This window comes from Kutzneria buriramensis (genome assembly GCF_003387475.1).
Lineage (GTDB): Bacteria > Actinomycetota > Actinomycetes > Mycobacteriales > Pseudonocardiaceae > Kutzneria > Kutzneria buriramensis.
This window is the reverse complement of record NZ_QUNO01000005.1, coordinates 261,339-287,295: the sequence shown is the minus strand read 5'-3', so window position 1 is coordinate 287,295 and position 25,957 is coordinate 261,339. Positions and strand designations below refer to the sequence as shown.

Annotated in this window: 22 protein-coding genes, 1 tRNA gene and 1 pseudogene; 11 read left to right on the top strand and 13 right to left on the bottom strand. The window is 69.2% G+C overall.

The annotated features are described in order from the left end of the window. Positions 1 to 22 precede the first annotated feature (22 nt). From BCF44_RS16635 to BCF44_RS16620, 5 genes are all read right to left on the bottom strand, one after another. Positions 23 to 1,015, bottom strand: a complete 993-nt coding sequence (locus BCF44_RS16635) for a hypothetical protein (protein WP_147328510.1) — start codon at positions 1,013 to 1,015, stop codon at positions 23 to 25. Positions 1,016 to 1,114: 99 nt separating this feature from the next. Next, a complete protein-coding gene (locus tag BCF44_RS16630; RefSeq protein WP_246015151.1) occupies positions 1,115 to 1,957 on the bottom strand; it encodes an SAM-dependent methyltransferase in 843 nt (280 codons plus the stop codon). Between the two features lie 32 nt (positions 1,958 to 1,989). Then, positions 1,990 to 2,556, bottom strand: coding sequence for a hypothetical protein (locus tag BCF44_RS57535; protein ID WP_246015149.1), 567 nt, complete (start codon positions 2,554 to 2,556; stop codon positions 1,990 to 1,992). Between the two features lie 95 nt (positions 2,557 to 2,651). Then, positions 2,652 to 3,824 carry a helix-turn-helix domain-containing protein gene (locus BCF44_RS16625; RefSeq protein WP_116175189.1) on the bottom strand — a complete coding sequence of 391 codons (1,173 nt, stop codon included), beginning with the start codon at positions 3,822 to 3,824 and terminating at the stop codon, positions 2,652 to 2,654. A gap of 16 nt (positions 3,825 to 3,840) precedes the next feature. Then, positions 3,841 to 4,482 carry an HAD family hydrolase gene (locus tag BCF44_RS16620; RefSeq protein WP_116175188.1) on the bottom strand — a complete coding sequence of 214 codons (642 nt, stop codon included), beginning with the start codon at positions 4,480 to 4,482 and terminating at the stop codon, positions 3,841 to 3,843. A gap of 378 nt (positions 4,483 to 4,860) precedes the next feature. On the opposite strand from BCF44_RS16620, the gene BCF44_RS16615 reads away from it, so the two are divergent. The 3 genes and pseudogenes from BCF44_RS16615 to BCF44_RS59145 form a co-directional block, all read left to right on the top strand. Then, on the top strand, positions 4,861 to 6,222 hold the full coding sequence (locus BCF44_RS16615) for a replication-relaxation family protein (RefSeq protein ID WP_246015216.1): 1,362 nt from the start codon (positions 4,861 to 4,863) through the stop codon (positions 6,220 to 6,222). Between the two features lie 571 nt (positions 6,223 to 6,793). After that, positions 6,794 to 7,108 carry a hypothetical protein gene (locus BCF44_RS54730; RefSeq protein ID WP_147328509.1) on the top strand — a complete coding sequence of 105 codons (315 nt, stop codon included), beginning with the start codon at positions 6,794 to 6,796 and terminating at the stop codon, positions 7,106 to 7,108. Continuing rightward, a pseudogene (locus tag BCF44_RS59145) lies at positions 7,105 to 8,439 on the top strand (recombinase family protein); the annotation flags it as partial. The gene BCF44_RS54730 and the pseudogene BCF44_RS59145, both read left to right, overlap by 4 nt. Positions 8,440 to 8,562: 123 nt before the next feature. Here the strand turns inward: BCF44_RS59145 and BCF44_RS56590 are convergent. Both BCF44_RS56590 and BCF44_RS16600 read right to left on the bottom strand, forming a co-directional pair. Continuing rightward, entirely contained in the window at positions 8,563 to 8,892 is a 330-nt protein-coding gene (locus tag BCF44_RS56590) for a hypothetical protein (RefSeq protein WP_211353047.1), read from the bottom strand. 137 nt (positions 8,893 to 9,029) lie between these two features. Next, positions 9,030 to 9,102: transfer RNA gene (locus BCF44_RS16600), tRNA-Leu, on the bottom strand. Between the two features lie 168 nt (positions 9,103 to 9,270). Between BCF44_RS16600 and BCF44_RS16595 the strand changes: the two genes are divergently transcribed. Next, complete coding sequence (locus BCF44_RS16595) at positions 9,271 to 9,882, top strand: ANTAR domain-containing response regulator (RefSeq protein ID WP_116175185.1); 612 nt, start codon at positions 9,271 to 9,273, stop codon at positions 9,880 to 9,882. On the opposite strand, the gene BCF44_RS16590 is transcribed toward BCF44_RS16595, so the two are convergent. Beyond that, positions 9,875 to 11,473, bottom strand: coding sequence for a fibronectin type III domain-containing protein (locus BCF44_RS16590; RefSeq protein WP_116175184.1), 1,599 nt, complete (start codon positions 11,471 to 11,473; stop codon positions 9,875 to 9,877). The genes BCF44_RS16595 and BCF44_RS16590 overlap by 8 nt on opposite strands. Positions 11,474 to 11,935: 462 nt before the next feature. Between BCF44_RS16590 and BCF44_RS16585 the strand changes: the two genes are divergently transcribed. From BCF44_RS16585 to BCF44_RS16565, 5 genes are all read left to right on the top strand, one after another. Then, entirely contained in the window at positions 11,936 to 13,162 is a 1,227-nt protein-coding gene (locus BCF44_RS16585; protein WP_246015147.1) for a branched-chain amino acid ABC transporter substrate-binding protein, read from the top strand. An 82-nt stretch (positions 13,163 to 13,244) separates the two neighbouring features. Then, complete coding sequence (locus tag BCF44_RS16580; protein ID WP_170217571.1) at positions 13,245 to 14,162, top strand: branched-chain amino acid ABC transporter permease; 918 nt, start codon at positions 13,245 to 13,247, stop codon at positions 14,160 to 14,162. Then, positions 14,159 to 15,871 (top strand): branched-chain amino acid ABC transporter permease, encoded by a 1,713-nt coding sequence (locus tag BCF44_RS16575; protein WP_116175181.1) that lies wholly within the window; start codon positions 14,159 to 14,161, stop codon positions 15,869 to 15,871. The genes BCF44_RS16580 and BCF44_RS16575 overlap by 4 nt, the downstream gene beginning before the upstream one ends. Next, positions 15,868 to 16,677 carry an ABC transporter ATP-binding protein gene (locus BCF44_RS16570; RefSeq protein WP_116175180.1) on the top strand — a complete coding sequence of 270 codons (810 nt, stop codon included), beginning with the start codon at positions 15,868 to 15,870 and terminating at the stop codon, positions 16,675 to 16,677. The genes BCF44_RS16575 and BCF44_RS16570 overlap by 4 nt, the downstream gene beginning before the upstream one ends. Then, complete coding sequence (locus tag BCF44_RS16565) at positions 16,674 to 17,432, top strand: ABC transporter ATP-binding protein (RefSeq protein WP_246015145.1); 759 nt, start codon at positions 16,674 to 16,676, stop codon at positions 17,430 to 17,432. The genes BCF44_RS16570 and BCF44_RS16565 overlap by 4 nt, the downstream gene beginning before the upstream one ends. 76 nt (positions 17,433 to 17,508) lie before the next feature. Here the strand turns inward: BCF44_RS16565 and BCF44_RS16560 are convergent, their stop codons facing one another. Then, positions 17,509 to 17,940, bottom strand: coding sequence for a hotdog fold thioesterase (locus BCF44_RS16560; protein WP_246015143.1), 432 nt, complete (start codon positions 17,938 to 17,940; stop codon positions 17,509 to 17,511). A 47-nt stretch (positions 17,941 to 17,987) separates the two neighbouring features. Between BCF44_RS16560 and polA the strand changes: the two genes are divergently transcribed. Further along, on the top strand, positions 17,988 to 20,705 hold the full coding sequence (gene polA, locus BCF44_RS16555; RefSeq protein WP_116175179.1) for a DNA polymerase I: 2,718 nt from the start codon (positions 17,988 to 17,990) through the stop codon (positions 20,703 to 20,705). A gap of 49 nt (positions 20,706 to 20,754) precedes the next feature. Here the strand turns inward: polA and BCF44_RS16550 are convergent, their stop codons facing one another. Continuing rightward, entirely contained in the window at positions 20,755 to 22,056 is a 1,302-nt protein-coding gene (locus BCF44_RS16550) for an aminotransferase-like domain-containing protein (RefSeq protein ID WP_116175178.1), read from the bottom strand. Positions 22,057 to 22,118: 62 nt separating this feature from the next. Here BCF44_RS16550 and BCF44_RS16545 point away from each other — a divergent pair, with 62 nt between their 5' ends. Further along, on the top strand, positions 22,119 to 22,736 hold the full coding sequence (locus tag BCF44_RS16545) for a DJ-1/PfpI family protein (protein ID WP_116175177.1): 618 nt from the start codon (positions 22,119 to 22,121) through the stop codon (positions 22,734 to 22,736). Here BCF44_RS16545 and BCF44_RS16540 read toward each other — a convergent pair. The 3 genes from BCF44_RS16540 to BCF44_RS16530 are packed head-to-tail and all read right to left on the bottom strand — an operon-like array spanning position 22,702 to position 25,879. Then, the gene (locus tag BCF44_RS16540; protein WP_170217570.1) at positions 22,702 to 23,295 is read right to left on the bottom strand and encodes a TetR/AcrR family transcriptional regulator; all 594 of its coding nucleotides are present in this window, start codon (positions 23,293 to 23,295) and stop codon (positions 22,702 to 22,704) included. The two genes, BCF44_RS16545 and BCF44_RS16540, sit on opposite strands and share 35 nt — an antisense overlap. Further along, complete coding sequence (locus BCF44_RS16535; protein ID WP_116175175.1) at positions 23,292 to 25,220, bottom strand: YhgE/Pip domain-containing protein; 1,929 nt, start codon at positions 25,218 to 25,220, stop codon at positions 23,292 to 23,294. Before BCF44_RS16535 ends, BCF44_RS16540 begins: the two co-directional genes overlap by 4 nt. Further along, a complete protein-coding gene (locus BCF44_RS16530; RefSeq protein ID WP_116175174.1) occupies positions 25,217 to 25,879 on the bottom strand; it encodes a hypothetical protein in 663 nt (220 codons plus the stop codon). Before BCF44_RS16530 ends, BCF44_RS16535 begins: the two co-directional genes overlap by 4 nt. Positions 25,880 to 25,957: the final 78 nt, after the last annotated feature.

The window sequence follows — 25,957 nt, the reverse complement described above, 5'->3', positions numbered from 1 at the left end:
TGACGGAGCACTCGTTTGGGTGTCATCGCGCCGCGACCTCTACGCGCGGGAAGCTGGGGTTGGGTGCTGTCATGACGCGCTTGAACTCGGCCCATGCGGCGGTCACGTCGACGCGGGTGAACGGTGGCGTCGCGGTCAGCGGTGCCTGATGCAGAGCGAGCTTCGCTGTCGGCTCGCCGGAGATTCCGGTGGCGATGATGGTGACGGAGCCGTCGACGACCCGGGTGACGTAGAACCGCTCTCCGGCAAGGCCGGTCAAGGGATGCACGAGTGCGGCGGCGACCTGCGCGGCGGAACGCCCACCGGCCCAGTCCACGCGCATGCCGTCGGGACCATCGGTGCGGACGGTCAGCCAGAACGTGTCACCCAGTATGCGCAGGCGGCGCAACAGCGCGCTCGCCAGCGCTACGGGGCCGGGAATCCGGCCGGCGCGGATCACGTCTCGCTCGGCCACGGTCAGACCGCCGTCGAGGACGGGCAACCGCTCGGGACCGATCACCTGCTCGGCGAAAGCAAGCGTGGCCGCCCATTGGCGAAAGCTCTTGCCCGACAGCGCCACCGTCGAGGTCGAGCCACCGTCGGCGAGGTGGAGTTGGACGTGGCGACGATGCACCGTCGCGCGCAGGCCCGCGAGCCCCTGCACCTGGCCGTTCACGACGTGAGGAGCCAGGACGGCCATCATCGGCGCCAGGATCCCCGCGTTCAGGTGCAGAATCGTCTCCCCGGTATCCCGGATGGGGCGCACGATCCGACAGACCGGCATCGGCGCGACCACCTGCGTCTCTGGCCAGTGGTAGGGCGCGATCTGGCCCAGCGCGAACAGGATCCCGGCCTCCAACTGCTGCTGGGCGGCGTCGGTGGCGTCGGCCAACAGCACGTCACGCAACCGCTGATCCACTGTGGGAAAGGGATTCTCGCCGAGCAGCCTGGTCTCGTAGCCGTGATCGAGCACCCCGGCAAGGGTTCCCCGCTCGTCCGCGGAGAGCCTCCCGAGTCCCTGCGTGATGATCGGCAACAGGGTCGAGTCGGTTTCGCCGGTGTAGCTGCGGCGCAGGTTGGCGGCGCGGCGGACCAGCGAAAGACGGTGGGGCATGGCGTCGTGCTCCCAGCGTGATCAGGGATGGCGAGCGAGGGCGGCGAAGGCGAGTGACTGCGCGGGATCGCCGACGTCGGCCCAGTGCTCGGGCCGCCACTCCGGGGTGTAGACCACGCCGGGCCAGACCAGGTGCTCGAAGCTGGCGAGCATCGTGGTGATCTCCGCCCGCGAGCGCAGGTGGGCCTGGTTCTGGGTGTGCCGGTAGATTTCGACGACGTCGGCCAGCCGGTCGGGGTAGTCGCTGGCGGTGGCGTGGGACAGCGCGAGGTAGCTGCCGGAGGCCAGGGCACCGGAGTAGGCCTGCACGATGCGGGCGGGCTGCTGGTCGTCGGGCACGAAGTGCAGCACGGCGCACATCAGGACCATGATCGGTTGGGAGAAGTCGAGCAGCCGCAGTGTTTCGTGGTGGTGCAGCACACGGTCGGGGTGGGTGATGTCCTCCTGGATGCAGGTCGCGTACGGGTTGCCGGTGAGGATGTCGAGGCTGTGAGCGACGGCGACGGGCTCGTTGTCGACGTAGACGACGTGAGCGTCGGGGACGAGGGCTTGGGCGATCTCGTGCACGTTGCCCACCGTGGGAAGGCCGGAGCCGAGGTCGAGGAACTGTCGGATGCCGTGCTCGACGCCGTACTGGATGACTCGGCGGAGGAAGGCGCGGTTGTTGCGGGCGAAGGTGCGGGCCTCGGGCAGGACGGCGAGGACTTCCTTGGCCTTGTCCCGGTCGACCTCGAAGTTGTACGAGCCACCGAGGTAGTAGTCGTACATCCGGGCGGCACTGGCCCGCTCCGTGTCCACTTCGGAGGGACGCCAGTCGGAGTTGCGCGTCCAGTCGTCGTTGTCGTGGCCGTCGGCGATGCCCACGGTGGAACTCCTTGTCGGAAACGGATCTGTGGTCAGGCAGACAGGGCGTGACGACCGCTGGGCGCTTCGACGCTCGGCATCGGGATCGTGGGCACCGGTGACGTCACGCCGGGCTGGGTCAGTTCGTCGTCCGTCGGCCAGACCGGCTCGTGCTCGGAGGTTGCCGCCAGGCGCGCGAGTTGGTCGCGGATGTCTTGGAGCTCGCGGTGGATGCCGAGGTGCGGCAGGATTTGGAACCAGACGTGTTCGGTCGGGACCGTCGAGTAGAACGAGGCGACGCTCAGGATCAGGCATGGGGCTTTGCGCGTTGGCCAGCGAAGCCAGCGTCGGCAGCCTGACCTGCTCGGTCGGCATCGGCGGCAGCGGCCGTGGTCGTCGACGGAGTGCTGACGCAGGATCTCGAAGGCGAAGCAGGCGAGCCGGAGCAGGAAATCCTGGTGGTCGACTGCTGCCGGTGACGGTACTGCCGCGTTGGGATCGTCGAGCCGGCGGATAGTTGCCAGCATTTCCTTCAGCATCCGCTCACGGCGTGCCGAAGGCTTCTGGCTGTGTCGATGCTTGCGTTGTGTCGCAGTTGGTTCTGCGTCTGAAATGGTCACGGCCTTCTCCGAAGTCCCGTCTACATCAGCGGAACCATCGTGGCCAGACCGCAGGTCGACGAGGGGCACAAAATTGTGTCCCTCGCGTCACCTGACTAGATCAACGACAACCAGCTCGCAAATCCCACGAGCGCCGCGTCCGGCCGCCGGGACAGCCGCAACAAGGTCTGCGTGGTTTCCTTTACTCGCGGGTGTTCCCGCACGTGTTGGGGTGCGATCTGGCGTGCCGACTGAAGAGAGGCCAGGGATCGATCTCGGCGACCGGCCCACAACTGGGCACTCGCGAGGTCGATGTAGAAATGAGATCGGCGTTCGGCGGGGAGTTCGGCCGGTGGTGCCCAGTCCTTCGCCGCGCGCAATGCGCCCGTAGCGTCGCCCAGCTCCACGGCAACGGCGACCTCGTGCACACGGACCGAGGACGGACCGAACGCCGTCCCGAAGTAGACACCCTCGCGAACACGAGCGGCGGACTGGTGGGCCTCCGCCAGGTGCTCGATGGCCGAGGATGCCTTGCGGGCTCGGGCTGCGACGACGGCGGCCCGCATATGCAGGCTGCCGTAGGTCGCGGCGGCCGCCATCGACTTTGTCGGCGAGACGCGGCTCGCGGCCTGGTCAAGCGCGTATCCGGCGGCCGCGAGGTCGCCGGTCGCGAAGAAGGTCTCCGTGTGCACGTACGCGGTGGCCGCCCCGACCAGTTCGTTCTGGAGCTGCTCGGATGTGCGGCGCATCCGTTCGATGATCCAGGCAGAAAGGTCGAGATACCCGAATTTGTAGGCGATGCCGTCCGCGGCGCGTAGGCCCTGGACCAGCAGTTCCGCGGCCCGCTCGTTGTCTGCGCCCGCTTGGGAGTGTGCTCGTGCCAGCTCGGAGAGCACGTCGGGAAGCTCATCGCTGAGTCGGCGGTACCGCGACGCCACCCGATAGTCGACAAGCGCCGCCGTCGCCCCGACCAGCTGCGGCAGGGGCCGCACGGGGCCGTCCTCGGGGTGGTCGAGCGAGCCGATGATCCGCCGGAGGACGGGAATTGCTGTATGCACTTTGCTTGGTGTTCCGGCGATGCCCGCGAACAACTCGTCCTCGTCCATGCCGAGGCTGCGAGCGATCGCCTTTCGGACGTCGGCCGTTGCGGGTCGTGAGTTCTGCTCGATCTTCTTCAGCAGACTGAGGGACACGCCCGCCAACTGCGCAAGGTCCTGTTGCGTGAGACCTTGGCGGCCACGGGCAGCAGCGATTCGCCAGCCGGCGTCAATCTGCCCGCTTGGTGTCATCGCGTCCCTCCAGAAATCACGCGGTCAGCAATTCCGGAAGCTCATCCAGTGAATCTACCCGCCAGTCGGCTGCTCCTACCACCCGCGGGTCATCTGCCCACAAATAGCCCCATGGGCCGCGCCGGACGAGCGCCGTGCGCAGACCGGCCGCCTTCGCTGGCAGTATGTCATTGTCCCGGTGGTCGCCCACGTACACGATCTGGTCCGGTTCGCCTGGTGCCATCTGGGCGACGCGCTCGAAGAATGCGGTGTCGGGCTTGGCGACGCCCCACTCTCCGGACGTGGCGATCGCCTCGACGGGGAGCCGCAGCTCGCGCAGCAGCTCGGCGGCGCGAGCAGTCTGGTTCCCGGCGACACCGAGCCACAGACCCTGGTCGCGCAGCCGTTGCAGGGCGCGGCGGACGTCGGGGTAGAGGTCGGACTCCTCGATACGTTCGCCTTTGCCGGCTTCCTCCCGCAGCTGCCGTTCGCGGTGAAGGTCGAAGCCGGGGCGAAAGTACTGGAAGGTCTCGGCGTTGTTCCGACCGGCCGCGGTGACCGCGCCCATCACTGCCGAGAAGGTGTTGCGAGGCACGCCGATCCAGTCGGCCCAGGCACCCCACTCTCGGGTGTCGTCCAGCAGGGTCTCGCCGACGTCGAACACCACAGCGCGGATCACCCTCTGCTCATATGTCATCAGCGCCGACGACGCAAGTGCGTCCGTTCCCCTGCCATCGTCGAAGAGCGCGGCAGCCGTGGCTGATCATGTCCACCGCGCCCCAGGTCACAGCCTGGTCACGGCCGGCAGGGTCGATGTCCCCGATTGGCCCGAAAACCGGAGTTAAGGAGTGCATGGATCTCCGGCAGGATGGATGGAGGCGCCGCTCATGGCTCTCGCTCGTCGGCGAGGGGTTCGGCAGGCACGCGGGTCCGCGAGCCCAGACAACCTGGGAATTCGGTCACGATTTGGTTACCCGTGGCGATTTTGGGGCCGAAATTCGGAGTTCTTCTATGCCGAGCACCTCTCGGCTACCCCGGATGGGAGGCGGTGGTGACCATGGTGGACCGCGACAGCCGTGCCGATGACCGTGGCGTAGCAGCTGCGGATGGGCTGGCGTCTGGCGCAGCGTGTGGCTCGGCGCAGCCTCGGCGTTCTGAATCCGCTGCCCCAAACGCCGAGGCGATTCCGGCTAACACCGCTGGTCAGAGGTGGTATCGGCGGGAGCGGACGGAAGGCCGACTGAGGGGCAATCCTCACCAATCCACACATCGTCACCCGCGCGGCGGGACTGCCGGCCGCCGGGCGGGGGAACCGGACGCGGCGTTGTGGTTCCGCCTGGTCGACCGGGACCGGCGACTGCTGGCGCTACTGGCCGAGCACAAGGTCCTGACCACCAACCAGATCGCTGCGATCGAGTTCGCGTCCCTACGCCGCGCGCAGGACCGGCTGCGGCGACTACGCGAGCTGGGCGTGGTGTTCACGTTCCGCGAGACCTACCCGATGGGCGGAACCAGCCAGGCACGGTTCGCGCTGGGCTACCTCGGCGCGCGATTGATCGCCGCGCAGCGCGCGCAGAAGCCGCCCGCGCAGAAGGCGTACGCCGAGAGCCTGGAACGGCTCGGGATGTGGCCGAAGCTGGACCACCAGCTCGGCGTGAACGAGTTCTTCTGCTCCCTGTCCGCACATCGCAACCCGGCCCGCCGACGCGATGGCGCGGCGGCGAGGTTGACGCAGTGGTGGTTGGAGAAGCAGTGCACGGAGTTCTTCTGGACAAACGTGGACTCGCGCACTGTTCGACCACGCCCGGACGGATACGGTTGCTGGGAGGAGCACGGCCGCGTTGTGCGGTTCTTCCTCGAACACGACACCGGCACTGAGCCCCTCGCCAGGGTCACGGGCAAGATCGTCGACTACGGCGATTTCCCCACCAACGCTTTCGGCGTCCTGCTGTTCTCGGTGCACTCCGCCCGACGGGAGATCGCCCTGCGAGCGGCGCTGCACCGCGACCTCGCTGGCTCGCCGCCCAGCTTTGTGATCGCCACAGCGGCACGCGACCACAACCACCCTGATGGCCCAGCAGGGCCGATCTGGGGCCTGTGGACACCGCGTAGCGGCGACACCGTGGCCCGCCGGTACCGATTGGCCGAGCTGCCCGCTCGCGGCCCCCATGTCGAACACAGCGCGCCCAGCACCGACCAGCCGTTGAATGAGGCGGCGTTCGACCCGAATGACCGGGAGATCCTGGGCCGAATCAGCGCCTGGCAACCCGAGCCGGCGGACGCGACAAGCTATCCAGACGACGATGAGGACCTGGACGGCGACGTGATGCTCTACGACGACAGCGACGACGATGTGTATCGCGTGCCGGCAGACACGGCTCGGCCAGCCGCTCAGCGGCCACGGCGCTGGGCGGCCTGACGTCCCCGTCTCGGCAAGGGCTTCTGCGTCGTGTGGCGGGAGGTGAACGGCGATGAGGTGAACGACGACAATCACACCGACGATGGTCACCAGGCTGTTGGCCTGGGCCTGCCGCCTTGCGCGGCACAGGAAATCTGGACCCACCATGCGTCGAGCTGTCCATGGTGGTCTCGCTCCGGCGAGACCACACCGAGACGACCAGACGAGAAACCGAGACCACGACGAGACCAGCGAGACCCGACGTCTCGCCATCCGTCTCGCCGGTCTCGGAGGAAGTCTCGGGTGGACAGTAGAGAGGGTTCAGTCAACCGGTGATCGCTGGCCCCGATGGGTGCTACGGCAGTCGGGGAGTCGAAGCGCCACGTGGTTGCTGCAGCGAGGACGCCCGCCAGCTCGTGAATCGCGCGTCATGGCGCGGCCAACGCCTCTATCACGAACCATCCACTGTGGATGATTACGGGGTGTCGGTGAGCGAGGGCTGGCTGGGCCAGCTGCGTCGACGGTTGTCTCTGACCGCTGACCAGCGCCCGCGACTTCCCGCCATGAGCGGCTCGCGGGCTGGAGGTGCCCCATGCACACCCACGACAACACCCCAGACACCCCCGGCGATGACCAGGACGCCGTGGTCGTTCCACTACCGCGGAAAGCACTCGACGATTACATCGAGAGCCTGCCCGAAACTGGCTCTGACCAGCCGGTTTGGTGGTATGATCAGAAGCAGAAACGCGGCGGTGACCGCACGTATTCTGGTCACGTCAACCACGTTCATGGCGCGGAAGCCGAACGGGTGCGCGGCGAACTGGCCAAGGTGATCCAGGAGCTTCTGGACTGGGCCGCGCAGCAACAATCCGGTGATCAATCCACTGAGGATGGTGAAGCCGCATGACGCCCGACGACCTGCCGGTCAACCCGCCGGCGCCAGCGTTGACACGACGGGCAGCATCGCTGTCGGCGACCGTGCCGGTCTCCGGGCCGTCGGGGTTGTCCGACTATGCCGTTTCGCCGTTGGGCGTGCCGGTGGCCTTGCTGCGGGACGAGGTGCGGGTGGCGTTCCTCGGGCGAACCTCCACAGAGGACCAGCAGGACCCACGTCAATCTTTGATGCGGCAACTCGGCAACGCCAAGACTGCCATCCCGGAGTCGTGGGTGGTCGTGGCGCACTTCTACGACGTCGAGTCCGGCCGCATGGAACTCGACCAGCGTGGCCACGGTGAGAACTACGGGCGATTCGACATCCCCATCGCCCGCGACGGCGGGATCGCTGATCTGCTGGACGAGGCTGCACATCCAGGTCGGCGGTTCGACGTGGTGATCTGCGAGTCCATCTCGCGCGTTGCCCGCCGTGCCTACGAGGGCCTGTCGATCGAGCGGGAGTTGGAACGTGCCGAGGTGCCGCTGTTCGCGGCCAACGAGCCGATCACCCTGACTGGTAGCCGGGCACAGCGGATCCTGCAACGGCGCATCAACCAATCCGTGGCCGAGTACGAAGTCCTCAACACTCTCGAACAGTCCTGGGGCGGGCTGTGCACCCACGTACGGGAAGGTTGGAACATCGGCAAACCCCCGTACGGCTACAAGGCGAAGACATACCGTCATCCCAACCCCGTCAAGGCGGCGAAAGGGCAGACCAAGACGCGGCTGGAACCTGATGGTGTTCGTGGTGAGACGGTCACGCAGGTCGCGTTGTGGCGCTACCACGAAGGGCTTGGGTACGACACGATCGCCGAGCGGCTCAACGCCGACCCGACCAAGTATCCGCCTCCGGAGCCGCCCGGCAAGGAACGAGCGCGTGGGGCCTGGGGCAAGTCCAGCGTCTTCGAACTGCTCAAGAATCCCAAGTACACCGGGTACCAGGTGTTCAACCGACGCGCCTCGCGCTCCCGGCGCGGCAAGGTCAACGATCCTGTGAAGTGGGTCTGGTCGACGGAGCCGGCGCACGAGCCGTTGATCCCGAAGTGGATGTACGACGAGCTCCGTGCCCGAAGCGGAGCCCGGCGCGGGTCGCGGCAAGAGAACGACAAGAACGTCCACCCAGAGACTCGGCGGACCTACGTGCTGCGGGGGATGGTGTTCTGCGGGTGCGGACGGCGAATGTTCGGCAACCACCGGCACGACAGGGCGTACTACATGTGCTGGCCGCGCAACAACAACCGTGGCAGGGCCGACAAGTACGAGGGCCATCCCAAGGCCGTCTACATCCGGGAGGACACCATCCTGGACGCGGTGTCCCGGTTCTTCGCCGACCGGGTGTTCGGCCCGCACCGCAGGGAGATCCTCGCGGCCGATCTCGCCGGCATTGACGATCGGGCCACCCGCGAGCGACAGACTGAGCGGGAACGCCTACAACGGGCCGTCGCCGACATGGCGCGGCGGCAGAACTCGATCCTGCGGCAAGCCCAAGACAGCGACCCTGACGACCCGTTCACCAAGGCCCCTCGTGGCACCTTCAACGACCTGGACGCCGAGAAGACCGCCACGCTGGCCGCCATCGCCCAACTCGACGCCGCCGACCAGACAGAACCCGGCCTCCGCCCCAGCACAGCGGACATCGCCTTGTTGGACTCGCTGCCCTACCTGGCGCTCAACCTGGCCGGAGTGCCTGAGCAGCCGTTGCGCCAGCTGTTCGAGATCACCCAGCTCGCCGTCCGGTTGCACGACGACAGCGACCACGTGACCATCACCATCAAGCTGCCCACCGACCAACTACCCGACATCGCCCGCGTGGCAGAAAGGATCACCAACATCATGCCCGAAACACAAGAAACGCCTGCTCAGAGGGCAGGCGCGGCTTGTGTGGATGCTGTTTGTGCCCCCGGTGCGATTCGAACGCACACTGGACGGGTTTTGAATCCGTTGCCTCTGCCGTTGGGCTACGGGGGCCTGGTGCAGGGTGTTGACTCTACGCGATCGGGGCGATGGGGTTGCGGGCACCCCCGGGGTGTAGGGCTGATCACGCCGTGGCTGCGGGTGGGGTGCGGGCACACTGAGTAAACTGCGGGTTCGGTCCACTCGTCAGGGTGGATTCCTCGATCGCACAGGAGGACCGCGGTGACCCAGCCGGCTGCCGAGGCCCAGACGCAGGCTGCTGCCCCGCAGCGTCGGGTGCTCGTGGCGGAGGACGAGGCGCTGATCCGGCTCGATCTGGTGGAAATGCTCCGCGAGGAGGGCTACCAGGTGGTCGGGGAGGCGGGGGACGGCGAGGAGGCCGTCAAGCTGGCCGGTGAACTGCGGCCTGACCTGGTGATCCTTGACGTGAAGATGCCGAAGATGGACGGCATCGAGGCGGCGTCGGTGATCGCCAAGGAGCGCATCGCCCCAGTGGTGATCCTGACGGCCTTCAGCCAGCGCGACCTGGTCGAGCGGGCGAGGGACGCGGGCGCCATGGCCTACCTGGTGAAGCCGTTCGCGAAGCGGGACCTGGTGCCGGCGGTGGAGCTGGCGATGAGCCGCTTCTCGGAGCTCCAGGCGCTGGAGCACGAGGTCGCGAGCCTCACGGACCGCCTGGAGACGCGCAAGGTCATCGAGCGCGCGAAGGGCCTGCTGATGAGCAGCCAGGGCCTGACGGAGCCGGAGGCGTTCCGCTGGATCCAGCGCACGGCGATGGACCGCCGCACCACGATGAAGGCGGTCGCGGAGGCGGTCGTCGACAGCATCAAGTGACGGTGACGTCCTTCAGCGCCGACACCGGAGGCTTCGACCCGTCGACGGAATACGCCCGCACGTCGAACGTGTGGTGCCCGGGGCTGAGGGAACCGGCGCTGAACGTCACGGTGTAGCGGCCGCCGAGGCCGGGGCCGTCCATGGCGGTGGGTTGCGCGGCGACGCGGGACCCGTCGAGCCACACCTCGAATCCGGCGACGCCGGAGACCTCCGACGAGTAGCGGCCGTCCAGCAGCACCTGGAGCACGGTGCGGCCGGTGTCCACGAGCGAGTCGACCTTGACGAGGGGGAACTGCTCTACGGGCGGCGCGGCGGGCAGCGGGCCGTAGGCGACCGGCGGCGGGGGACTGGTGTGGTGGATCTCCAGGTAGCTCTCGACGATGGTGGCGGCCCCCCGCGCGGACCGCACGACGTACGGGCTCAACGGGTCGCCGGCGACGAACAGGGCCGCGGGTAGGTCGGCGGACACGGTGGTGACGGACCCCTCGGGCACTGGCCCGGGCACGGCCTGCACCAGGGGATACGTCCCGGATCCCAGCTCCACGGCCAGCCCGGACGGGTCGAGCCCGGCCCCGGCCTGCACGGTGGCGACGTAGCGGACGGACGCGGCGCCGACCATGGACCCGCGGGAGATGCCGATGCCGGGGGCGTCCTCGCCGGGCGCCAACGCCCGGAGTGTGGCGGGCACCAGCGACGCCTCGCTGATCGGCGGCACGGGCTCGGCCGCCCCGGAGAACCCGGCCCCGCCGACGAACACCCGCGACTTGAGCCCGGCCGGCCCCTGGAAGCCGTACAGCACGTACGCGGACGTCCACGACGGCACGATGCCGCCGAAGCCGATCTCCTGACCGTCCTGGAGCACGGAAACACCCGAAGAGGTGAGCACGACCTCGAACCGGTGCGGCACACCGACGCCGCGGGCTGGCGCGGCCGAGGAATGTGAGCCGGTCACGGGTACGCGCGGCACGTCGTCGGCGGCGAGCACCCGGGCGCCCTTGTCGTCGACGACGACCTGGACGGTGCCCGCCGGCAGCGCGGACCCGACCCGGTCGACGGGACCGGGACAAAGATCCACAGTCAACTGGCCGCCGGGCCCGGCGGCGTCGGTGACGACCGCGATCCGGCCCATTTCCCCTTTCGACGCGAGTTCGATGCGCGATCGGGCACGCAGCACGGCCTGATCGGATCCGCATTCCAACCCGATCGTGAGGCCTCCTCCACCGCCGCCCGCGTCCACGCAGCCCTGATAGCCGGACAGGTGCCATCGCCGGGTCAGGGTGCCCACCTGCGAGAAGTCGTCGTGCAACCCGGTCAGCGGCTTTGTCCACGACGTGTCGGTAGTAGCCGCGGGGGTCCCGCTGGCGTCGGCCGGGTTGGACCGTTGGCCGTAAGCATCAACGGCGCGCACTTCGATCGAGTAGGACACGCCAGCCCGAAGTCCGCCGAGTCGCACTTCGGGCTGTATGGTCAGCATTGTGTGGTCCAGTTCGCCCGCGTGGCGCCAGGTCACCTCGTACCCCGATGCGCCGGCATCGGTCCAGTCGGCGCGCAACGCGCCGACTTCGGAAGTCAACCGCAGGTCGGACGGCATGGCTGGTCGGCCGTTTGGTTGCGGTACGTCAACGTTACGGTTGGTGAATCGGTCCACCCGCCTGATCGTCGAATTCGGGGCGGGTGGTGTCTTTTGGTCGGGTTGAGCGGCGCGTAGCGCCACACCCGCGCTGACCAGCAGAAGGATGGCTCCCAGCGGTACCAGCCAGCGTTTCGTCGGGACCATTCGGGCATGGTAGGGCGGCACAACGGGGTCGAGATAGGGCCCGTTGCCGACTTGAAATCGGCATTTCCGCTGGATGTGTTACGTAAAAAGGTTGTGGCGTTGTGCGTCGGTTTGGCAACGGAGGGTTCTCAACGTTGCGGTCTGGTCACGGAAACGGCCACCGCGATGACTGTGAAGCGCTCCATCGCCTAACTTCCGCGCAACCCCCAAATCAGACGGGGTCGTACGGTCCGCGCGTATCACGCCGACCGCGCAGCTTGCGAGAAGGGACGTCACGTGCTTAACCGGACGGTGAAGGCCGCAGTGGTGGTGATGGCCGGCGCACTCGCGCTGGCAGCCTGCGGCACGAACAAGACCGAGAGCGGCGGAGGCGGCTCCGCCAGCTGCGACACCAGCAAAGGCACGCTGACCATCGGCGTCATCGCGCCGCTCACGGGCAGCCTCGCCGCCCTGGGCCTGGGCATCCAGCACTCCGCCGAGCTCGCCGTGGCCGAGGCCAACGACAAGTGCACGGTCAAGGGCTACAAGCTCAACCTGGACGCGGAGGACGACACCGCCACGCCGCAGGTCGGCGCGCAGGCCGCCACGAAGCTGTCCTCGGACAACACCGTGGTCGGCGTCGTCGGCACGCTGAACTCCTCGGTCGCGCAGACGGTGCAGCCGATCCTGGCCGGCAAGAAGGTCGTCCAGATCTCGCCGGCCAACACCAACCCGTCGCTCACCAAGGGCACGGACCTGACCAACCCGAAGCGTCAGTTCCCGACGTACTTCCGGGTCTGCACCACGGACAACTACCAGGGCCCGGACGCGGCCGACTACCTGGTGAAGAAGTCCGGCAAGAAGAAGATCGCGGTCATCCAGGACGGCAAGACCTACGGCGCGGGCCTCGCCGCGGCGTTCTCCGACCGGGCCACCACCGACGGCGCCACGATCGTCGACAAGGAGCAGGTCGGCGAGAAGGACACCGACTTCTCCGGCGTGCTGACCAAGGTCAAGGCGGCCAGCCCCGACGCCATCTACTACGGCGGCGAGTACCCGGTGGCCGGCCCGCTGTCCAAGCAGGCGGCCGCGCTCGGCCTGAACATCCCGGTGATGGGCGGCGACGGCATCTTCGACCCGAAGTACATCGACCTCGGCGGCAAGGAGGGTGACCTGGCCACCTCCGTCGGCGCCCCGGTCGAGTCCCTGGACTCCGCCAAGGACTTCGTGAAGGCCTACCAGGCCAAGGGTTACAAGGACCCCTACGCGGCCTACGGCGCCTTCTCCTACGACGCCGCCAACGCGATCATCTCCAGCCTGGCCACCACGCTCGGCGACAGCGGCACCTGGAGCGACTCGCTGCGCGACAAGCTGATCAGCAACGTCGGCTCGTACAAGGGCCAGGGCGCGACCGGCGCGGTCGCGTTCGACCAGTACGGCGACAGCACGAACAAGGTCCTGACCGTGTACCAGGTCACGGGCAAGGAATGGAAGCCCGTCCAGACCGGCGCCTTCGAGGGCTGACCACAACTACTCAAACGCGTGTGACAGCGGCGGGGGTGAGCGCCTCACAAGGGCGTCACCCCCGCCGTTCATGGAGGTAGCAGTGGCAACCCTGTTGCAACAGATAGTCAACGGGCTCATCTTCGGCGGCCTGATCGCCATGGTGGCTCTGGGCTACACGATGGTCTACGGGATCATCCAGCTGATCAACTTCGCGCACGGCGAGATCTTCATGACCGGCGCCTTCGGCGGCCTCGCGGTCTACACCTGGCTGCTGCCGGCCGAGGCCCAGAAGATCTGGTACGTGGCGCTGCCGGCGATGATGGTCGGCGGCGCGATCGTCTCCCTGGTGGTCGCGCTGCTGATGGAACGCCTGGCCTACCGGCCGCTGCGCAACGCGCCGCGGCTGGCGCCGCTGATCACCGCACTCGGTGTGTCGGTGTTCCTCCAGGAACTGACCCGGATCGTGTATCCCGGCGCCAACTCGGCGGTGCCGTTCCCCAACGTGTTCTCCGCGGCGCCGGTGCACATCGGCTCGATCACCATCCCGTCCAGCGGCCTGCTGATGCTGGTCGTGTCGGTGGTGCTCTCGGTGGTGCTGCAGACCTACGTCAACCGGTCCCGGATGGGCCGTGCGATGCGGGCCACCGCGCAGGACCCGGACACCTCGCGGCTGATGGGCATCAACCCGGACCGCGTGATCGTGCTGACCTTCGGCATCGGCGCGGTGCTGGCCGGCATCGGCGGCGTGCTCTACGGCACGTACATCAACAACGTCGACCCGTACATCGGCTTCCAGAACGGCCTGTTCGCGTTCGCCGCGGCCGTGCTGGGCGGCATCGGCAGCATCCGCGGCGCGGTGATCGGCGCGTTCGTCATCGGCCTGATCAAGAACATCGCCGACATCTACCTGCCCGGCGGCACCGCGTACGACTACGTGTGGATCTTCATCCTGCTCATCGCGGTGCTCGTGTTCCGGCCGCAGGGCCTGTTCGGCGAGGTGGAAAGGGTGCGCGCATGAAAACCGCGATGGCTCGTCCCCTGTCCGCGATCGGCTCGGTGGTGCTGATCATCGGCGCCCTGCTGCCGTGGGCCACCTTCGTGCTCAACGACGGCCCCTATCCCGACAAGGCCACCCTGGAGTTCTTCGACGCCCCGTTCGGGCTGAGCTCCTTCCGGCTGTACCTGGAGATCCTCGGCCTGGCCGGCATCGTGTTCACCTTCGTGCCGGTGCGGGACAAGATCCGGGTGCTCAAGTCGATCGGCTGGGGCGCCGCGGGCATCTCCGTGGTCAACCTGCTGTTCATCGCCGGCGACGGCGGCGGCCTCGGCGCCATCACGGCGGCCGACGGCGTGCCGGCGTTCGGCAGCATCGTGGCCGTGGTCGGCTCGGCCGTCCTCCTGTTCGGCGCGTACCAGCTGCCGCCGGAGCCGCTGACGGTGATCGACTCGAAGCTGCCGTGGTGGGCGGAGTGGCTGATCCTGCTGGCCGCCTTCGTCGCGCTGCTGTTCCTGATCACCGAGACGCTGACGGCCGGCGGCCACAGCGGCGTCTCCGATCCGTACATCGGCCCGCTGTTCCTGTCCTACCTCAGCGCGGTCGGCGCCCTGCTGGGCGTGCTGCACGCGTTCGGCGTCACCGAGTGGATCTCGGACATGTCCGAGCGCCACCGCGTCTTCAGCATCGTCGTGCTGGTGCTGTGCGCGGTCGCGGTGCCGTTCACCTCGGTCGGCAACGACTACTGGATGACGATCACCGCGAACATCGGCGTGTACGCGGCGACCGCCATCGGCCTGAACATCGTGGTCGGCCTGGCCGGCCTGCTCGACCTCGGGTACGTGGCGTTCATGGGCATCGGCGCGTTCGTCGCGGCGAACCTGTCCGGCGCGGTCGCCGCCGAGTTCCACATCCAGCTGCCGTTCATCGTGGCCGCGATCGCCTCCGGCATCGTGGCCGGCGTGTTCGGCGCCGTCGTCGGCTCGCCGACGCTGCGGGTGCGCGGCGACTACCTGGCCATCGTCACGCTGGCCTTCGGTGAGATCTTCGTCCGGGTCTCGCAGAACAACATCGGCGGCCTGACCGGCGGTTCCAACGCGATCCCGAACATCCCGGACCTGAGCCTGTTCGGGGCCCAGTTCAACGACGCGCCGACCATCGGCGGCCTGCAGCTGCCCGGTGGTGTCCTGTACTACTTCCTGATCGTGCTGCTGGTCGCGCTGGTGATGTTCGTCTTCGGCAACCTGAAGAACAGCCGCATCGGCCGGGCCTGGATCGCGATCCGGGAGGACGAGGACGTCGCGCGGGCGATGGGCGTGAAGACCGGCAAGCTGAAGATCCTGGCCTTCATGACCGGCGCCACGCTGGCCGGCCTGGCCGGCGCGGTGTTCGCGCACAAGCTGGCCACCGCCTCGTACGACAGCTTCCAGTTCAACCAGTCGGTGACCCTGCTGGCCGCGGTCATCCTGGGCGGCATGGGCACGATCCCGGGCGCGGTGCTCGGCGCCGCGCTGCTGTTCGTGCTGCCGGAGGAGCTTCGGCAGTTCAAGGACTACCGGCTGCTGTTCTTCGGCCTGGCGCTGGTCGTGATCATGCGGTTCCGGCCGCAGGGCCTGATCGCCGACCGGCACCGCCGGGCGGAGTTGGCCGACGAGGACACGACCGGCGAGTCACTGGACGACACGGCGATCAAGGAGCCGGTCGCCGTCGCAGCCAAGGAGGCCGGCGCATGACCCCGGTGTTGCAGGCGCGGGACGTGTCGATGGTCTTCGGCGGCCTCGCCGCGCTGAAGAACGTGTCGCTGGACCTGGACGAGGGCAAGATCGTCGGTTTGATCGGGCCGAACGGCGCGGGCAAGACGACGTTCTTCAACTGCCTGACGGGTCTCTACACGCCGACCACCGGGCAGGTGCTGCTCAAGGGCGACCCCCTGCCCGGCGACCCGGCCGCGGTGACCGACGCGGGCGTCGCCCGCACGTTCCAGAACATCCGGCTGTTCCCCAGCATGACCGTGCTCGAGAACGTGCTGCTGGGCCGGCACGTGCGGATGAAGCAGGGGCCGCTGTCGTCGCTGTTCCACGGGCCGGCGTTCCGCCGCGGCGAGGCCGCCGCCCGGGACCGGGCCCGCGAGCTGCTGGCGTTCGTCGGCCTGGGCAAGGTCGAGGACGAGCTGTCCCGCAACCTGCCCTACGGCGACCAGCGGCGGCTGGAGATCGCCCGCGCGCTGGCCACCGACCCGGCGGTGCTGCTGCTGGACGAGCCGACCGCCGGCATGAACCCGCAGGAGACCGAGGCGGCCCGGCAGCTGATCTTCCGGATCCGCGACACCGGCGTGTCGGTGGTGGTCATCGAGCACGACACGAAGTTCATCTTCACGTTGTGCGACCGCGTTTCCGTGCTGGTGCAGGGCGAGCTGCTGGTCGAGGGCACCCCGGACGAGGTGCGGGGGGACCCGCGCGTGGTCGAGGCGTACCTGGGCAAGCCGCCGGAGGAAGTCGAGGCCGAGCTCCAGGCCGTGCAGGAGGGTGAGCAGTCGTGAGCGAGACGACCGCGGCGCCGCAGGCGCCCGTCAGCACCCAGACCCGTCCGCTGCTGGAGGTCCGCGGCCTGTCCGTGGCGTACGGGGCGATCGAGGCGATCCGCGACATCACCTTCTCCGTGCAGGCGGGGCAGATCGTGTCGCTGATCGGCAGCAACGGCGCCGGCAAGACGACGACGCTGCGCACCATCTCGGGGCTGCTGCGACCCAAGGCCGGGGAGATCCTGTTCGAGGGCCGGCCGATCCACACCCAGCCGGCGCACGCCATCCTCGGCATGGGGGTGGCTCACTGCCCGGAGGGCCGGCGGCTGTTCCCGCGGATGACCGTCGAGGAGAACCTGCTGCTCGGCGCGTACACCCGGTCCGACGACGGCGTCGCCGAGGACATGGAGCGGGTGTACGAGCTGTTCCCGGTGCTGGGCGAGCGGCGGCAGAACAAGGCCGGCCTGTTCTCCGGCGGCGAGCAGCAGATGCTGGCCATCGGGCGGGCGATGATGTCCCGGCCGCGGCTGCTGATGCTGGACGAGCCGTCGATGGGCCTGTCGCCGATCATGACCCAGCGCATCTTCGACACCATCCGCAACCTGCGCGACCTGGGCACCACGGTGCTGCTGGTGGAGCAGAACGCGCTGGCGGCGCTGGCCCAGTCCGACTACGGCTACGTGGTCGACCTGGGGCGCACCACGCTAGAGGGCAGCGGCCACGAGCTGCTCGCCGACCAGCGGGTCCGCGACGCCTACCTCGGCGAGAGCTGAGTCCGAGGAGGGTAAGGCGTCCTTCCCTGCGCTCAACGCAGGGAAGGACGCCTTACCTGCATCCGGGGTAACTCGATCAGGTGGTCTTTGCGCCGGTGGTCTCGCGGATGGCGCAGGTCAGGCGGGCGGTGCAGACGCGCTTGCCCGCCTCGTCGGTGACCACGACCTCGAACGACGACAGCGTCCGCCCCACGTGCAGCGGCGTGGCCACGCCCGTGACGACGCCGGCCACCACGCCCCGGTGATGGGTGCACGACAGCTCCACGCCCATGGCGATGCGCCCGTGGTCGGCGGCGTGCATGGCGGCGGCGATCGAGCCCAGCGTCTCCGCGAGCACGGCGCTGGCGCCGCCGTGCAGCAGCCCGTACGGCTGGCGGTTGCCGGCCACCGGCATGGTGCCGACCAGCCGGTCGCGGTCCCATTCGACGACCTCGATGCCCATCTTCGCCGGCAGCTGCTCCTTGAGCTCGGCGAGCTGGGCCGCCTGGTCCTGTCGGGTCTCGGTCACCGACACCTCCCACGGTCTTGTCAGACCCTCACCCTAGACTCGCCCCCGTGAACCAGGTCGCAGCCCACGCAGCGTCGATCACCTCGGCCAACCGTCTTCTGCTGCTCGACGGCCACTCGCTGGCCTACCGGGCGTTCTTCGCGCTGCCCGCGGAGAACTTCAAGACGACCACCGGGCAGACCACCAACGCGGTCTACGGCTTCACCTCGATGCTGATCAACCTGCTGCGCGACGAGAAGCCCACGCACGTCGCGGTGGCCTTCGACGTCTCCCGCAAGACCTTCCGCACCGAGGCGTACAAGGAGTACAAGGCGAACCGCTCGGCCACCCCGGACGAGTTCCGCGGCCAGGTCAGCATCGTGCAGGACGTGCTGGGCGCGCTGGGCATCCCGGTGCTGGCCAAGGACAACTTCGAGGCCGACGACATCATCGCCACGCTGACCACGCAGGCCGCCGGCGCGGGCTACCAGGTGCTGATCTGCACCGGCGACCGCGACGCGCTCCAGCTGGTCACCGACAAGGTGACGGTGCTCTACCCGCGCAAGGGCGTCTCGGACCTGACCCGGTTCACGCCGGACGCGGTGCAGGAGAAGTACCAGCTCACCCCGCAGCAGTACCCGGACTTCGCGGCGCTGCGCGGCGATCCGTCGGACAACCTGCCCGGCATCCCCGGCGTGGGCGAGAAGACCGCGGCCAAGTGGATCCGCGAGTTCGGCTCGCTCGGCGAGTTGGTGGACCGGGTCGACGAGGTCAAGGGCAAGACCGGAGACGCGCTGCGCGCGAACCTGTCCAACGTGCTGCTCAACCGGCAGCTCACCGAGCTCGTCAAGGACGTCGAGATCGGCGTCGGCCCGGACGACCTGGCTGTGCAGCCGTGGGACCGCGACCAGGTGCACCGGCTGTTCGACGACCTGGAGTTCCGCGTCCTGCGGGACCGGCTGTTCGCCACCCTGACCAGCGCGGAGCCGGAGGCCGAGGAGGGCTTCGACGTCAGCGGCGGCGCGATCGTGGCCGGCGAGCTGGCGGCGTGGCTGGACCGGCACGCCCGCACCGGCGAGCGCGTCGGCCTGGCGTTCAAGGGCACGTGGGCGCGCGGTACCGGCGACATCGAGGGCATCGCGCTGGCCACGTCGTCCGGCGAGGGCGGCTACATCAACACGACCGCCCTGACCGAGGCCGACGAGCAGGCGCTGGCGGCGTGGCTGGCCGACGAGAAGGTGGCCAAGGCCGGGCACGACTTCAAGGGCCCCGAGCACGCGCTGCGCGCCCGCGGCTGGGACCCGCGCGGCTGGACCAGCGACACGGCGCTCGCGGCGTACCTGGTGCGGCCCGGGCAGCGCTCGTTCGAGCTGGACGACTTGGTGCTGCGCTACCTGAAGCGGGAGCTGCGCGCCGAGGAGGGCGCCGACGACGGCCAGCTGTCGCTGCTGGCCGACGAGGCCGCCGACGCGCAGGCCGCTGCGAAGGCGCAGATCGTCAAGGCGAAGGCCGTCGCCGAACTCGCCGACGCGCTGGACACGGCGCTGGAGGAGATCGGCAGCCGGCGGCTGCTCGACGAGCTGGAGCTGCCGTTGCTGGGGGTGCTGGCCGACCTGGAGGAGGCCGGCATCTGCGTGGACGTCGAGCACCTCACCGAGCTCGAGGCGCACTTCGCGGCGCGGGTGAAGCAGGCCGCGCAGGACGCCTACTCGGTGATCGGCAAGGAGATCAACCTCGGCAGCCCCAAGCAGTTGCAGGTGGTGCTGTTCGAGGACCTCAACATGCCGAAGACCAAGCGCACCAAGACCGGCTACACCACCGACGCCGAGGCGCTCCAGACGCTGTACGAGACCACCGAGCACCCGTTCCTGGCGCACCTGCTGGAGCACCGGGACGCGACCCGGCTCAAGACCACTGTGGACGGTCTGCTCAAGTCGGTGGCCGACGACGGGCGGATCCACAGCACGTTCAACCAGATGATCGCCGCCACCGGCCGGCTGTCGTCGACCGACCCGAACCTCCAGAACATCCCGGTGCGCACCGAGGAGGGCCGGCGGATCCGCCACTCGTTCGTGGTCGGCGCCGGCTACGCCGAGCTGATGACCGCGGACTACAGCCAGATCGAGATGCGCATCATGGCGCACCTGTCCGGCGACGCCAGCCTGATCGAGGCCTTCAACACCGGCGAGGACCTGCACACCTACGTGGCGTCGCAGGCGTTCTCGCTGCCGGTCGAGGAGGTCACCGGCGAGCTGCGGCGGCGAGTCAAGGCCATGACCTATGGCCTGGCCTACGGGCTGTCGGCGTTCGGACTGGCCTCGCAGCTGCGGATCTCCACCGAGGAGGCCCGCGAGCAGATGGACGCGTACTTCACCCGCTTCGGCGCCGTCCGCGACTACCTACAGGCCGTGGTGGTCAAGGCCCGGGCCGACGGCTACACCGAGACCATTTTCGGCCGCCGGCGCTACCTGCCCGACCTCAACAGCGACAACCGCCAGCGCCGCGACGCGGCCGAGCGCATGGCGCTCAACGCCCCCATCCAGGGCAGCGCCGCCGACATCATCAAGGTGGCCATGCTCGGCGTGCACAAGGCGTTGCGCGAGGCGGAGCTGCGCAGCCGGGTGCTGCTCCAGGTGCACGACGAACTCGTGCTGGAGCTGGCCGAGGGCGAGCACGAGCAGGTGGAGGCCCTCGTCCGCCAGCACATGGGCAGCGCATACCAGCTCGCCGTCCCCCTGGAGGTCTCCGTCGGCTACGGCCGAACCTGGGACGACGCGGCCCATTAACCCCCGCGAGTCGCGCTCACAGACACACCGGATGTAGGTTTCAGGTAGATCATCGGTGGGCTTCGTCGTCCACGGCTGATCGCACGGCGCTGAGCACTCGGCGCAAGTCGGGGACGGGGATCGACCCCAGCGCCAGGCGAAGTGCCTGCGGCGCCTGGGAAACGGCGAACTCCTCGGCGGTGGACACGGAGATCCGTTGCCGCGCAAGGGAAGCGGCGATGCGGTCGGCCCGGGCCGACTCGCCCAGCGGCAGCCACAGGAAGTACGACGACGGGTGGCCGACGACCGGCAGGCCGGCGAAGACGTCCCGGGCGATGGACTGCCGCATGTGGGCGTCGGTGCGCTTGTGGGCCTCGAGCCGGTCGACGGTGCCGTCGTCGAGCCACCGCCGGGCGATGGCGACGTTGAGGCCGGGGGTGTGCCAGGTGGTGGCGCGGACGACTCGCTCGATCGCCGGCACCACGGGCGGAGCAGCGGCGACGTAGCCGACGCGAAGCCCGGTGGCGACGCTCTTGGACAGGCTGGAGACGTAGACGGTGATCTCCGGCGCGAGGGCGAAGACCGGCGGCGGGGCGTCCGGCGCGAGGTACGCGTAGGCGGCGTCCTCGATGATCAGCAGCCCGTGCCGGCGAGCGGTCGCCACCAACCGCTTGCGGGCGGCCAAGGTCAGCACCGTGCCGAGCGGGTTGTGCAGCGTCGGCATGGTGTAGACGGCGCGAACCGGCCGCCGCCGGCAGAGCTCGTCGAGGTCGGAGTACACCGCCAACTCCAGCCCGAGGGCGTGAGCGATCGCCTTGAAACCCGGATACGTCACCGCGTCCGCGGCGACGACGTCACCACGCCGCAGGGTGGCCATGACCGTCGACGCGAGCCCGTGCTGGGCCCCGCTGACGATCAGCACCTGCGCCGCGTCCACGGCCAGCCCCCGCCGGCCCAGGTGACGAGCGACGGCGGCCCGATCGTCGAGGCGTCCGGCATGCGGCTGGTAGTGCAGGAACGCCTCCACCTCGCCGGACCCGGCCAGCTCCCGCAGGGCGTTGCGCAACAGGTCGGCCTGCCCCGGGATGGCGGGGTAGTTGAACCGCAGGTCCACGACGTCGGCCGCCATCAGCTGCTGGTCGATCCCCGACAGCTCCGGCAGTTCGCGCACGAACGTGCCGCGCCCCTGCTCGCCGGTCACCAGGCCCATTGCCTCCAGCTCGGCGTACACCCGGGTCGCGGTGACCAGCGCGATGCCCTCACGCGCGGCGAGCTCGCGGTGGGTGGGCAGCCGTGTCCCGACCGGCCATCGGCCGGCGCGGAGCTCCGCCGCGAGAGTGTCCACCACCTGCTTGTACCGGGGGATCCGCACGACCGATTGTATGCATGACAATTCTTCGACTGTCATGCCATCGAGCTCCTAGCGTGAGCCCCATGCACATCGCGATCCTGACCTTCGACGGGTACAACGAGCTCGACTCGCTCATCGCCCTGGGCATTCTCAACCGGGTCGACCGGCACGACTGGCGGGTGTCGATCGCCGGCCCCGCGCCGAGGATGACGTCGATGAACGGCGTGGTCATCGAGTCCATGGCCACGCTGCACGACGCCTGCGCCGCCGACGCCGTGATCGTCGGCAGCGGCAGGAAGACCCGAGAGGTCGTCGAGGATCCGGCGATCATGTCGGTGCTGCGCGGCCTCGACCCGTCTCGGCAACTCCTCGCCGCGCAGTGCTCCGGCACGCTGGTGCTGGCCAAGCTCGGGCTGCTCGACGGCGTGCCCGCCTGCACCGACCTCACCAGCAAGCCATGGGTCGTCGCCGCCGGGGTCGACGTCGTCAACCAGCCCTTCTACGCCAACGGAAACGTCGCCACCGCCGGCGGCTGCCTCGCCTCGCACTACCTGGCGACCTGGCTCATCACCCGCCTCGCCGGCGAGCCGGCCGCGGTCGAGGCGCTGCGCTACGTCGCACCGGTGGGGGAGCAGGAGGAGTACATCGAACGGGCCCTGCGCAACGTCAACCCCGCTCGGACACCCCTCGTACGAGCATGATCACGGACTCCCGGACCTCGTGCTGGCTGCGCTGAGGCTGGAACACCTGCCAGTCCAGGGCCACCACGAGCAGCGTCCCGAACAGCGCCGCCGACGCGGTCCCGACCTGCACGTCCGGCGGCAGCGCGCCGGCATCGGCCCGCCGCTGCACGACCTGCCGCACGATGGCCACGATGTCGTCGCGCAGCAGGCTCAGCGTGCCGTGCCACTGCCCGGGCGTCCGCCACATCTCGCTGACCAGCAGCTGCGCGAACGCGGGGTACTCGGCGAAGAAACCCAGGGCGCCGTCGACCAGAGCCTCCAAAGCGGAGCCGGTGTCGTCGACGTCCTCGGCGACCCGCAGCCGCGCGGCCAGCAGCTCGACGCCGTGCCGGAGCAGGGCGTCGACGAGACCGTCCTTGCTGCCGAAGTTGTAGTACACGGTCCCCTTGGCCACGCCCGCCTCGGCGGCGATCTCGTCCACGGTCACGCCGGCCGCCCCGCGCTCGCCGACGAGGCGCAGCGCGGCGTCGAACAGCTTCTGCTTCGTCGCCGAGGTACGGGCGGGCCGCGGGTTCACAGCACCAGTTCCGGCTTGAGGCGGGAGGGCGTCCACACCCTCTGCTTGTACGCGGCCAGCACGGACAGCGCCAGCCCCACCACGAGATAGCCCCCGATCACCGCAAGATCCACCCCGAGGCTGGATAGCGTGCCGCCGTAGAGCAGGTGCCGCAGGCCGTCCACGACATACCCCAGCGGCAGCGCGATGTGCAGCGGTTGCAGCGGCGCCGGGATGGTCTGCCACGGGAACGTGCCGCCGGCGGTGGTCAGCTGCAACACGAGCAGCACCAGGCCGAGGAACTTGCCGACGGCCCCGAGCAGCGCGTTCAACCCGTGCAGCATGGCGGTGAACGCGAAGCCGGTCAGCACCAGGAAACCCAAGGTGCCCAACGGATTCGACGGGTGCACGCCGACCAGCGTGGTGACGACGGCGAACAGCAGCACCACCTGCAGGAAGCTCAGGAACGCCGCCGGCAGCCAGCCGCCCAGCGCCACGATGCCGGGACGCTGCCGCGCCGCCAACGCGCGCCGGGACAGCGGCCGCAGCAGCAGGAACAGCACGAACGCGCCGATCCAGGTGGCCAGGCCGAGGAAGAACGGGGCGAGACCGGCGCCGTAGGTGCCCGCGGTGGCCTGGCCGATGGCCTGCACGGTGACCGGGTCGCCGATGGTGTCGGCGGTCTTGGTCGGGTCGTTCGGGTCCGGGATCTTGCCGGCGCCCTCGTTCAGGCCGTCCCGCAGCTGGGCGCTGCCGTCGGCGAGCTGCTTGGTGCCGGACGCGAGCTGCGTCGCCCCGGCGGAGAGCTTGTCGGCGCCGTCGGTGGCGGTCTTCAGGCCGTCACGGAGCTGCGTGGCGCCGGAGTCGGCCTGCGCGATGCCGTTGGCCAGCTGCGGGGAGGCCGCCGCGAGCTGCGACGCGCCGTCCGCGACCTGACGGGAACCGGTCGCCAGCTGCTGGAGCTTGCCGTTCACGGTCTGGATCTGGCTGTCGGCGTCGTTGATCGGCTTGCGGGCGTTGTCCAACACGGACAGCACCTGGTTGATCTGATCCTGGGTCAGGCCCTGGGCCTGCAGGCGGGCCTGGATGTCGGAACGGAGGCCGTCCAGGTTGTTGTTGAACGTCTGCGCGGCCGTGGCGACCGCCGAGCCGCCGGCCGCGACCTGCGCGTTGCCGTCGGCGACCTGCCTGGCGCCGTTGGCCAGCTGCTGGGTCTGGCTGGGCAGGCTGGCGGTGTTGCTCTTGAGCAGGTCGAGGCCGGTGACCAGCTGGTTCGCGCCGTCCAGCAGCTTGTGCTGACCCGCCGCCAGGTCGGAGCTGCCGCTGGCCAGCTGCTGCGCGCCGGTGTTGGCCTGCGCCGCGCCGTCGGCCAGCTTGGACGCCCCGCTCGCCGCCTGCAGCGTGCTGCTGCGGATCGTCGCGTAGCCGGTGAGCAGCTGGTCGGCGGCGGTCGTGCCGACCTTCTTGGCCACCGCCGCGCGCACGGCGTCCACCACCTTGTCCGCGATCGTGCGGGCCAGGTAGTTGTTGGAGTCGTTGGTGGTCAGCCGGATGACGCCCTGCCGCGGCTGGTTCTGCGCCGGCGAGGTGAGCGCCTGCGAGAAGTCCTTCGGCAGCGTCAGCGCGAAGGTGTACTTGTTGTCCCGCACGCCGGCCTCGGCCTCGGCGTCGCTGACCCGGTGCCAGTCGAACTGCCCGCTCTGCACCAGCTCGTCGGCGACCTCGTTGCCGGCGTTGATCTGCTTGCCGTTCACGGTGGCACCCTGGTCGTCCACGACGAGCGCGACCGGCAGCGACTTGAGGTTGTTGTACGGATCCCAGTTCGCGTACAGGTACATCGCGCCGTACAGCAGCGGCACGAGCACCAGCGCCACGACGGCGATCTTGGGCAGCTTGCCCGCGGTGATGCGGCGCAACTCGTTGGCCGCCAACCGAATGGGGCTCACTGGTCGTCCTCCTGAACCTGCATGAAGGCAAGCGTGTCGGGGAGCTCGCGGTCGCCGAGGTGGCCCGCGGGCAGGTCGAGCAGCCGGGCGGACGTCTCGCTGCACAGCACCACCACGGCCAGGCCGTGCTCGGCCGCCTTGGAGGCGGTGGTCCACCACGTCTGCGGGCCGGCGCCGTGCCGGTCGGGCAGCACGAGCACCAGTGCCTCGATGCCCGGGCGCTGGCTCGCGGCTTCCATCATCAGCCGGGTGCGCACCTCGGCCGGCACCGACTCGAAGCGGGTGGCGGCGTGGTCGTGGGACTCGTGCTTGAGCAGCCAGTCGGCGACGGCCTTGCGGCTGGCGGGCTGCTTGGCGAACGCCAACTCCTCGCCGATCACCGTGCCGAGGGTCAGCGCCTCCTCGGGGGCCGACACGTCCGGCGCGTCCACGATCGCGACCAGCCGGCGCAGACCCTCGTCGTCGGCCTTGCCGTCGAGCAGCACCTCGCCGACGCTCGGCTTCATTCGACCGCCCATGGCCAGCGCGAACGCGGTGTGTCCGGTGCCGGGCTCCCCGGCGACGAGGGCGAGTTCGCCCGTCCGCACGCGCAGCGAGGTCGGCTCCAACAGGGGGCCGTGCGCCCCGTCGATGCCGACGCTCTGGACGTGGATCTCCACCGAGCCTCCTTGAACTGACTGGTCAGTTCAAATAGTGGGGTAACCCGGTGCCGCGTCGCAAGCCGGGTCGACGTGATC

Excerpts from the sequence above, each read along its gene's own strand:
- BCF44_RS16625 (WP_116175189.1), bottom strand. The coding sequence starts at position 3,824 with ATGACACCAAGCGGGCAGATTGACGCCGGCTGGCGAATCGCTGCTGCC.
- BCF44_RS16615 (WP_246015216.1), top strand. The coding sequence starts at position 4,861 with ATGGTGGACCGCGACAGCCGTGCCGATGACCGTGGCGTAGCAGCTGCG.
- BCF44_RS54730 (WP_147328509.1), top strand. The coding sequence starts at position 6,794 with ATGCACACCCACGACAACACCCCAGACACCCCCGGCGATGACCAGGAC.
- BCF44_RS16590 (WP_116175184.1), bottom strand. The coding sequence starts at position 11,473 with ATGCCGTCCGACCTGCGGTTGACTTCCGAAGTCGGCGCGTTGCGCGCC.
- BCF44_RS16575 (WP_116175181.1), top strand. The coding sequence starts at position 14,159 with ATGAAAACCGCGATGGCTCGTCCCCTGTCCGCGATCGGCTCGGTGGTG.
- BCF44_RS16570 (WP_116175180.1), top strand. The coding sequence starts at position 15,868 with ATGACCCCGGTGTTGCAGGCGCGGGACGTGTCGATGGTCTTCGGCGGC.
- BCF44_RS16545 (WP_116175177.1), top strand. The coding sequence starts at position 22,119 with ATGCACATCGCGATCCTGACCTTCGACGGGTACAACGAGCTCGACTCG.